Genomic DNA, 9,853 nt, shown 5'->3' with positions numbered 1-9,853 from the left:
AATATATAGTATATTTAAAAATATCTTGTGATATCAAAAAAAAAATAACTAGATTGGGCATGTTTCAAACATATAGAATGACCCCGGGTTGGATTCTTAATGAGCAACAGGTATTACCAGATGCAAGATTGTGTATTTGGTAAACAAAATGTTAGTTTAAGATGAAGGGGTTTATGATGAAACCAATTTCAAAAATAATGACTCTCATTATTCTTTTTTCGGGTCTTATGCAATCCAATGTGTTTGCGTCCAGACTGTTTTCTATGCAGGCGAATGCCGGGGAAGTGCTTACTGCAGGCACCATTGGAACAAGATTTCAAAGCTTTGGGGATGAATTTCAAGCGCAAGGTCATTATCATCCTACCGGATGGGCAATGTTAGCCTATCAAAACGAGAGATTTAGTCCGGAAAACAATCTTGGCATGGTTTATCGTGGAAACGGAAATGCCTGGGATGACCCTGTCCAAGAGGATGATTACGATTTTGCCCAATCTGAAATTATGGCTGCTGAAAATATTACTACTGTAATGAGCCATCTCCGTAAAGCCTCTTCCGGGTGTGGTAGTGGAGCGAATGAGGATTACCCTGATAATCCCCATCCCTGGGTTTGGTACGAGCCAGGAATAGCCTACACTTTTGCCCACAACGGAACGATCGATGAGGATGAGAAGGCTGAATTGCGTGATCTTATTGGTACGACCTGGATTGCGGCCCATGGTGGATTGCAGACTTTTGATGAAGCTGGTTGCGGTGGTGATTGGTTAACTCCGGAAGGATTTGAGCATGTCATTGATTCAGAGCTCTATTTCTTCTGGCTTATGCAGAGTATTCTGGACGAGGACGGTGATGTGCTACAGGGACTTAAAAACGCACTGACCGATCCAGATTTTCATTATATCACTAATGATAGCCATTTGAACTTCACCTTTAGCGATGGAATGGCTATCTGGGCTTTTCGTAGGGCTATATATCCAGACTCAAGCCCATACAATGAGAATTATGAACACACTTTATATTATTCTAGTATCTCTCATCTGGGCTTTAATGCCGTGTCAAGTCAGGAATTGGGTCACTCCGCATTCTGGACAGAATTAGATAACCGAGATCTGGTCTATCTACCTCGAACAGGGAATGCTGTAGTATTTCCGGATTTTAATCTTATTGCTGCCACAGTAGAAGTTAAGAAGTTAAGCAGTAGCTGGAACTGGGTGGGTTTCCCTGTACTGGAGGTTGATAATACTTCTATAACAACTGTATTGGAAACTGTTTCACCCAATGCTCAAAGGGTTGATTATAGTGATGGCTTCACATTGTATAGTGAAGGAACCGGATGGGATCCTAACATCGATTTAACTAGTATTGAAGGTTATCAACTTCTCATGTCAGAAGAGGCAGACTACTACAACCTCCAGGCCGTGGGTACAAGGGTGGCTTCAGACACTCAGATAACTCTTGATCAGGGTGAGAACTGGGTCCCCTACTTTATTCAGGAAAGTCAGGAACCTTTGGATGCTCTGCCAGCCAATGTGCTGGATCGCCTGGTATCACTTAAAGCCCAGGACTGGTATATGTTTAAGAAGGGAACTAAATGGATCTACAGTAGCTGTTCCTCCCCCATAGGTCCCTGTCGGACCCTTGACTACGGTGAGATGTATATGCTCAACTTAAGTCCCGGTGCTTCAATCTTTATGACCTACAACACCGGTGGTGGTACTCCTCCTGGAGGTGAACTGGCTCTGGCCGGTGGTTCCTTTGAGGTCCAGGAGTTAAATGACTATTCAGCTCTGGCAATTGATACGATTGAGGATCCTGAATCCGTAACCGAAATTGGCATTTTTATCGGTGATGACTGTATCGGTGCACAGAGGGTAACAGAATTCCCTGTCTATATACAAGCTTACAACGGGGAACAATCCCTGGATGAGGTCAGCTTTCAGGTTGTGAGGGATGCAGGGTTAGCCAAAGGGTCTGGGAATCCTGAGACCAATGCAGCTTCTGGACTGACCTTCCGAGAACACTTTACTCTTAGTGATCTGGATCGTGAAGTGACGGAAGGTGGGTTCGTGGTCTACCATGCGGATATTGAGCAGAGTCCTGAACCCTTGATCACTGAAACCTCACTATTATCCTGCTTCCCAAATCCCTTCAATCCCAGTACCAGTTTACGCTATGAGTTGGCCAGGGAATCGCTTGTTTCAGTGGTGGTGTACAACATACAGGGGCGGGTGGTTGAAAACCTGTACCGGGGTGAACAGTCCAGAGGGCAGCATGAATTGACCTGGAATGCCAGCACCCTGGAATCCGGTTTGTATTTTGTCGTTTTTAAAACCGGAGGCTACCAGTCAACCCAAAAAATGATGTTGATAAAATAATATACATCCAATGGCACACCCTGGCGGAGGTACCCTATGGTTGACCTTCGCTGGGGTTGCTTGAAGAGCGAGGAAATTAGGTTGAGAATTAAAAACAATACTCTTTTACACTCTCAAGACGCTCGGCGAGGGCGTGCTTTTTCTGTGTTATTGATATTGGTTTTTGTTTCACAAGCATACGCCACAACCTGGATCGTGCAACCCGAACCGGGTGGTCACTTTATTCATGTCCAGGATGCCATTGATGGTGCGAATCATGGGGACACCATCCTGGTGGAACCTAGCACCTATTATGAAAATATCAATTTCAACGGAAAGAATGTAGTCCTCACCTCACGCTATCTGTTTACAGAGGATGAGACTTATATCAATAATACAATTCTGGATGGGGATCATTTAGGGCGGGTCGTGACAATCATTAATGGTGAAAGCAGAACCTGCCAGCTAATAGGTTTCACTATTCAGAATGGTTTTACTCCCCCAAATGTAGGAGGCGCTGGGGTTGTATATGGAGGGGGTATTCGTATTCAATACAGTAGCCCGTCTATCGTGTTCTGCACCATCAGGCATAATTTTACCTCTGTACTTGGATCTGGAGGTGGAATCAGTATATCATATGATTCAGCTCCGCTTCTTTCAGGATTGTCTATTCACTCAAATCAAGCTGGCAATTTTAGTGGTGGTGGGATAGGGATTGCACTCTCAGCTAATCCTGAGTTTGATGCAGTTAATAAGTGCAGTATTTATAATAATTATGCAGGATACAATAATGACATAAGTGTGGGAATGATCTTCACGGGTTCTCTCAGCATTCCTCTTGACACATTCACAATAGATTTGCCTGACCAGAGCTCCAATGTTTGGCCAGATGGGCTAAACCTGACAATGGACCATGCCTACTTTGAGAAGGTTGCTCACGATCTGTATGTGAGTTCTACGGGTGACAATCAAAATTCAGGGCTTATATCCGAGGATCCCCTGAAAACAATCCAACATGCCCTTACAATTATCGAAAGTGACAGTACAATACGTAGGAGAATCTACATTGAAGAGGGGGTATATTCACCCTCGGATGATCAATTTTTTCCATTAAATATTCGAAGTAATGTTGATCTGATTGGAGCAGGGCAAGAACTAACGATTCTAGACGGGGAAAATGAGCGGAACTTAATAAGGGCATGGTTTGACAATCATTACCGGATATCAAATTTAACTATTAAAGGGTGTGCTGGTAATGGAGAACCACGTGCTGTTCGAATATCTGAGAACATTGATGCTGAATATAGGAACATACGGTTCACTGAGAACAATGGGGGCTCAATTCTGCAAGGGCAGGTGGGCTTCCCAGAAGGTTTTGACCCGCTCCATCCTCTTAACACCAGTGTGTTGTTCGATAGTCTTGAGTTTATTGACAACACCTGTCGCTTGAATACAACTTTTGGTGGATGTGCTAGGACTGAAATACGCAACAGTATTTTCAGAAACACCCAAGCTGTATACGATGACATTTGGGAATTGTATCTGAATTACCCATTTCAAATACTTACAACATTCCATATCGAAAATCCAGTGAATATTGTTTCCAATGTGGAGGTCTCACTCAACGAGAATATGCAAGCTTGGGGTCCAGCCTACGGTATTGCTTTGAGAGTAAGTAATGCATCTGTCAAGGTACTCAACAGTACATTTGCTGATAATCATCTTCCAGAGTCCATGGGAGCTGGGATAACCCTTACTGGTGGAGCGGAACTTGTTATTGCAAATAGCATAATACATGGAAACACGCCCAATCAGTTCTGGCTGGAAAATGCGTACAATATGAGTCAAAATACTCTCGTGATTAAAAACTGTTTGATCCAAGGAGGGGGATCGGGGGTGGGTCAGGTTGGTGAAAATAATCTATATTGGTTGGAAAATAACCTAGATTCTGCCCCCTGGTTCCAGGGGGGAGAGGAGAATCCGTATTATTTGACTGCTAATTCTCCGGCAATTGATGCTGGGACCGATTTCTTTGTCTGGGAAGGTGATACTATTATCAATCTGAGTCCTGATGACTATACCGGTCTAGCACCTGACATTGGTGCTTATGAGTATCACGAGCCAGATGCAATTGATGATGCTAGCTTACCCCTGCGATTCAAATTATTTGGTAATTTCCCCAATCCTTTCAACAGCAGTACCCGGATATCATTTTCTATCCCGGAAACCGGTGAGGTCGAGTTGATCGTATTTAATATGAGAGGACAGCGGGTGGAGCATCAGAGTTTTGAGTCCCTACCCGCTGGAGTGCATCAGATAAACTGGGAGGCTCGTGGTCTACCATCTGGGCTGTACCTGTATCAGATCGAATCCAGGAAAATGAAAGTTACGGGGAAAGCCCTGTTAGTCAGGTAATAATTTGATTCAAGTGACCCATGACGAGTAATACCAATTAAACATCTAACCAGCACCCATTTCAAGTAAATAGTAATAATTACTATTAATTGTTAGACAGTTGGATACATGGTAAACGAATAACGAGTGACCTGTGTCGGTATCCAGACCAAAAGGCCTGTAAGTTCAAATACCTAATAAAAATGAAGCATAATATATAGTATATTTAAAAATATCTTGTGATATCAAAAAAAAAATAACTAGATTGGGCATGTTTCAAACATATAGAATGACCCCGGGTTGGATTCTTAATGAGCAACAGGTATTACCAGATGCAAGGTTGTGTATTTGGTAAACAAAATGTTAAATTTATTTGAGAGGGGTTCACGAAGATGAAGCAACTACCAAGATTAATAGTCGGGATAGTTCTACTTATTATTATGTCTCAAGCTGCTCTTGCTTGCAGAATGTGGGGAGCTATTGCAACGGAAGGGTACTATTTAAGCCTCAGCAATGACCAGTATGCAATGAAACAACATCTATATTGGGGTAGCGATGAAAGCAACCTAAAAAACCAGGCGGACTACTATCATACGGATGGCTGGGGAATGTTAAACTATCTCGTTTCCTATGGGATGACACCCTCAGTTGCTGAAGTATTCAGGAGTAATGTACCTGCCGCAACAGATATAAATTTTATTCGGCGTGCCAATGACTTGCTTGAGACATTTCCCAATGTATCAGTCCTAATGGCACACATCCGTCGTGCCAGTTCGGGAGCAATTGATATTCCAGATCCTCATCCTTGGGTGAATGAAATGGGGGGCGTGACCTATACTTTTGAACACAATGGAACAATCACTAATAAACTTGGGCTGAAAAATTTAATTGGTAATGATTGGATCAATTCCCTTGGAGGGTTTAACACTTTTGGGCATGGTTCGTGGGAGAACGAAGGTTGGCTCTATGTTGTTGATTCGGAAGTGTATTTCTTTTGGATTTTGAAAAATATTGATGAAGCCTATGGCAATGTGTTAGAGGGTCTGTATCGAGCGCTAGCTGACGAAAGCTTTAATGGTGTTGTTGATTATACAAGTGAGAGTGTGAACTGTCTTTTGTCAAACGGAAGCGCGTTATGGGCCTATCGACGTGCTCAGGATGATGACTCCGACTTACCGTTTGAACGCCAACACACACTTCATTACAAAAATCACGAAGATGCTACCTACCATTACCGTGTGGTTGCATCCTCACCAACTGCAGTTGATTTTCATAGTTCTGATTGGTACGAGATGGCAGATTACCAGCTAGTTTATCTTCCCCGCGAAGGAGATGTCATTGTATATGATGATTTTCCCCTAACACCATATATAGAAGTCAAAAAGCTCAAGAAAAACTGGAACTGGGTGGGTTTTCCAGTCATGGAAGATGTGGAAGGTACATCAGTTACGACTGTACTTGAAAGTGTCGCACCATACTCACTGGAAGTACAGCACGAGAGTGATAATACGGAATTTATTGCTAATATATGGATTCCACCTTATGATTTGAATAGTACCGATGGATATAAAGTTTTAATGTCAGAAGAACAAAGTACATATAATCTTGAAACTGCAGGTGAAAGGGTCTATCATTTGACCCCTATTACTGTTAATGAGGGTAATAACTGGGTCTCCTATTTTATTCAGGAAAATCAGGAACCCCTGGATGCCTTGCCAGCGAACGTGATTGACCGGCTCACCGCCATCAAAGCACAGGACTGGTATATGATTAAAAAGGCTAATGGTGGATGGTACACTAAACTACCTCCTAACCCTCCAGTAGAAGGTGAACCTTGGATCACTTTCAAGTATGGAGAGATGTATATCCTTACCCTAAGTACAGGGGCTTCAATTGAGATGATCTATGAGAGTGGTTACGGTACTCCAGGCGGAGGAGGAGTTGTTCTGAAAAATAGTTCTTTCGAGGTTCAGGAACTGGATGACTATACGGCATTTTCAGTTGATGCGATTGAGGATCCTGAAACCGTGACCGAAATCGGTATCTTTCTCGGTGATGACTGTATTGGTGCACAGCCTGTGATAGAATTCCCGGTCTATATGCAAGCCTACAATGGTGACCAGTCCCTGGATGAGATTAGCTTTCAGGTTGTGAGAGATGGTGGGTTAGCCAAAGGAAGCGGGAATTCAGAGACCGACAATGCTCCCAGGCAGACATTTAGAGAACACTTTACCCTGAGTAGCTTGGAACGTGAGATAACTGATGGTGGCTTTGTGGTTTACCATGCCAATCTGGAAAAAAGTTCAGAACCAATGATCACAACCACCGCCCTGTTGGCTTGTTACCCCAACCCCTTTAACCCCATTACAACCTTGCGCTACGAGTTAGCCAAAAATTCACCTGTTTCAGTGGTGGTATACAATATGCAGGGGCGGGTGGTTGATAACCTGTATTATGGTAAACAGAGCAGGGGCCAACACGAACTGACCTGGAATGCCAGCACCCTGGAATCCGGTTTGTATTTTGTCGTTTTTAAAACCGGATGCTACCAGTCAACCCAAAAAATGATGTTGATAAAATAATATACATCCAATGGCACACCCTGGCGGAGGTACCCTATGATTGACCTTCGCTGGGGTTGCTTGAAGAGCGAGGAAATTAGGTTGAGAATTAAAAACAATACTCTTTTACACGCTCAAGACGCTCGGCGAGGGCGTGCTTTTTCTGTGTTATTGATATTGTTTTCTCTTTCACAAGCTTACGCCACAACCTGGATCGTCCAACCCGAACCCGGTGGGCATTTCATCCATGTCCAGGATGCCATTGATGGCGCTACTCATGGAGATACTATCCTAGTAGAACCGGGGACCTACTATGAGAATATCAATTTTATTGGCAAGAATGTGGTCATCACATCCCAGTATCTGTTTACAGAAGATGAGTACTATATCAATCATACCATCCTGGATGGCAATCATATTGATCGCGTAGTAACTATCGAGAATGGTGAAACCCGAGCTGCTCAACTGATAGCCTTTACCATTCAAAATGGAAAAGTTATGCAAAATCAGTCTGAACCAGTTCTTGTTTATGGTGCTGGGATAAAAATTAACAACAGTAGTCCATCCATCAGGGATTGTACAATTAAAAATAACAAAGCCCCCTTTAAAGGGGGAGGTGCTGGTATTGCAGTATATTATAATGCGAATCCTTATGTATCTGGTTTAAGTATCCATGAAAATCATGCTAGTATGGGAGGAGGAGGCATTATTCTCTTTGATTGTGAAAGTACATCAATTGAGTTTGATCCGATCAATTTGTGCAGTGTCTATAATAATTATGCTGGCTATCATAGCGATATTTCTATTGGGTATTCATATCCATTAGAAATAGTGATTCCTTTAGATACCTTCACTGTTAGCAGCCCAGATGAACATTTTATATCTTTTCCACAAGCTTTAGTGTTAACAATTGAACAGGGTTTCTTTGAACCTGTTAACCATGATCTATATATTAATCCCAATGGTGATGATTCAAATTCTGGAGCATCCTTTGAAGAGCCGCTAAAAACTATTCAACATGCTCTCACTATTATCAAAAGAGACAGTCTTGATCCCTACACTATTTTTCTGGATGAGGGCGTTTATGCCCCATCCAATGGTCAGCATTTCCCTTTGAATTTGCGTAGTTACGTTAATATGCAGGGTGCTGGGAAAGATTTAACAGTCTTCGATGGTGAAAACCAGCAAGTGCAGATAATAGCGAGTTATGTAAATCATTACAAAATTTCCAATTTGAGTTTATCTCATGCCCCATATGCCGGCATTTATAGAGCTCTAACAGTTACTGAGAATATTAATGCAAAATATTCTAACATTGGTTTTTATCAGAATACAGGTGGAGTGATTAATAATTTGCAATGGGCTTCTGAAGCATTTCCTCACCCTGAAAACAGTAACATCTTATTTGACAGCCTGGAAGTGATAGATAATGCTTGTTTTTGGACGATCACCCTCAGAGCACATGCTACTACAATCTTTCAAAACAGTATAATCCGAAATTCAGAGTCCGTCTACAGTGAAGTAATGGAAGCATATTTGAATTGGCCCCTTCAAATACTCAAAACCTTCTATCTCGACACAGAACCAAAACACATCAGCAGGAATGTAGAGATCACTCAAAATGAGAACCTGGATGCTGACTACCCCCTCACCGCCATGGCCCTCCATGTGGCAGATAGTCGTGTAGAAATCTCAAATTGCACCTTTGCTGATAATAGTGCACCGGTTGGTGGCGCCATAACGCTGGAAGATGCGGAGGTAATAATTGTCAATAGCATACTATATGATAATGAGCCCAGACAAATCTGGTTGTATAATGCCTATGGCGACACACCCAATACCGTTACCATAAAAAACTGCCTGATCCAGGATGCTGAATGGGGTATCAATCTCATTGGTTCTAATACTATCAACTGGCTGGACGGCAATTTCGATGTTGCCCCCTGGTTCCAGGGGGGAGAGGAGAATCCGTATTATTTGACTGCTAATTCTCCGGCAATTGATGCTGGGACCGATTTCTTTGTCTGGGAAGGGGATACAATCGTTAACATGAGTCCTGATGAGTACAGCGGACTGGCACCTGACATTGGTGCTTATGAGTATCACGAGCCAGATGCAATTGATGAAAACAAACTATCTGAAGGCTTTGAACTCTACGGTAATTTCCCCAACCCCTTCAATAACAGCACTCAAATCTCATTCTCCGTACCAACAACAGGCGATGTTGAGCTTAAAATCTTTAACATGAAGGGGCAGTTGATAGAACAGCAGCTATTTGAAGGTTTTTCTACAGGCATACATAAGATAAACTGGGATGCTGGCTATTTACAGTCAGGATTATACCTCTATCAGATCGAATCCAGGAAAATGAAAGTTACGGGGAAAGCCCTGTTAGTTAAGTAGAAAAGGCTCATCGTCATAATGCGTACCTGGAACCATAGCAAGAAAAATTGTGTGGGCAAACGATGTTAGGAATATTTACCAGGCATATAACAATCCCGGAGGGATTAAATGCGAATAGCTACGGGTGCAACCCGTAGTATTCAA

Annotated in this window: 4 protein-coding genes; all 4 read left to right on the top strand. The window is 42.6% G+C overall.

Annotation, left to right across the window (positions count from 1 at the left end):
* Window positions 1–173: 173 nt before the first annotated feature.
* The 4 genes from U9Q77_10765 to U9Q77_10750 all read left to right on the top strand — a co-directional run bounded on the left by U9Q77_10765 (window position 174) and on the right by U9Q77_10750 (window position 9,709).
* The gene (locus U9Q77_10765; GenBank protein MEA3287839.1) at window positions 174–2,372 is read left to right on the top strand and encodes a T9SS type A sorting domain-containing protein; all 2,199 of its coding nucleotides are present in this window, start codon (window positions 174–176) and stop codon (window positions 2,370–2,372) included.
* Window positions 2,373–2,453: 81 nt separating this feature from the next.
* On the top strand, window positions 2,454–4,766 hold the full coding sequence (locus tag U9Q77_10760) for a DUF1565 domain-containing protein (protein MEA3287838.1): 2,313 nt from the start codon (window positions 2,454–2,456) through the stop codon (window positions 4,764–4,766).
* Window positions 4,767–5,272: 506 nt separating this feature from the next.
* On the top strand, window positions 5,273–7,327 hold the full coding sequence (locus U9Q77_10755; GenBank protein MEA3287837.1) for a class II glutamine amidotransferase: 2,055 nt from the start codon (window positions 5,273–5,275) through the stop codon (window positions 7,325–7,327).
* 81 nt (window positions 7,328–7,408) lie between these two features.
* Window positions 7,409–9,709: a DUF1565 domain-containing protein gene (locus tag U9Q77_10750; protein ID MEA3287836.1), complete on the top strand. Its 2,301-nt coding sequence runs from the start codon at window positions 7,409–7,411 to the stop codon at window positions 9,707–9,709.
* The last annotated feature ends 144 nt before the right edge of the window (window positions 9,710–9,853 follow it).

The organism is Candidatus Neomarinimicrobiota bacterium, from assembly GCA_034716895.1.
In the GTDB taxonomy this organism is placed as follows: Bacteria; Fidelibacterota; UBA8477; order UBA8477; family JABMPR01; genus JABMPR01.
This window is presented reverse-complemented; position numbering and strand designations above follow the sequence as displayed.

Bases quoted from the DNA above. Each gene is read 5' to 3' on its own strand.
- U9Q77_10765 (MEA3287839.1), top strand. From the start codon at position 174: ATGATGAAACCAATTTCAAAAATAATGACTCTCATTATTCTTTTTTCG.
- U9Q77_10755 (MEA3287837.1), top strand. From the start codon at position 5,273: ATGAAACAACATCTATATTGGGGTAGCGATGAAAGCAACCTAAAAAAC.